This window comes from Vibrio sp. 2132-1 (assembly GCF_033344315.1).
In genome coordinates this window covers 1-661 of record NZ_JAWPON010000411.1, presented here as the reverse complement: position 1 = coordinate 661, position 661 = coordinate 1, and the positions used below count along the sequence as shown (strand labels likewise).

General features: G+C 50.8%; 1 protein-coding gene and 1 pseudogene. Both read right to left on the bottom strand.

Annotated features, from left to right (window positions below):
- Nucleotides 1-113 (bottom strand): annotated as a pseudogene (gene thiH, locus R8N47_RS25730) (2-iminoacetate synthase ThiH); the annotation flags it as partial.
- A gap of 15 nt (nt 114-128) precedes the next feature.
- Nucleotides 129-661: thiazole synthase (locus tag R8N47_RS25725; RefSeq protein ID WP_318186168.1), on the bottom strand; the 533-nt coding region annotated here is incomplete at its 5' end.

Genomic DNA, 661 nt, shown 5'->3' with positions numbered 1-661 from the left:
AAATCTCGTTTCGGTTTTGCTAGCGCCCTTTCCACATCCTGCGCCGTTTTGGCATAAATCGACATGGATATGTCATCCCAATCGAGCTGCTGAAAGCGATCATAAAAGCTCATATTGAACCCTCACTTCTACAGTTCATCGAGAAAAGCCGTTAGCGGACTCGAAGCAACGGCATGAGAAACTTTCCCTGCAAGCCCAGCTTCATAAGCCATACGACCTGACTCGACTGCCATCTTGAACGCTTTCGCCATCGCAACGGGATTACTTGCAGCAGCGATCGCCGTATTGACCAACACGGCATCCGCGCCCATTTCCATCGCTCTTGCCGCATGTGAAGGCGCACCAATTCCCGCATCCACGACAACAGGTACGTTCGCTTGGTCAATAATGATTTCTAGAAAATCGTGCGAAGCGATACCTTTGTTCGAACCAATCGGCGCACCCAATGGCATCACCGCAGCACAGCCAACTTCTTCCAGCCGTTTACATAACACCGGATCAGCATGGCAATATGGCAAAACAATAAAGCCATCTCGCACGAGCTGTTCGGCAGCGGCTAAGGTTTCTATGGGGTCAGGCATTAAGTATTTCGGGTCGGGATGGATCTCCAGTTTGACCCAATTTGTGCCCAACGCTTCGCGAGCAAGCTGCGCAGCAAAAA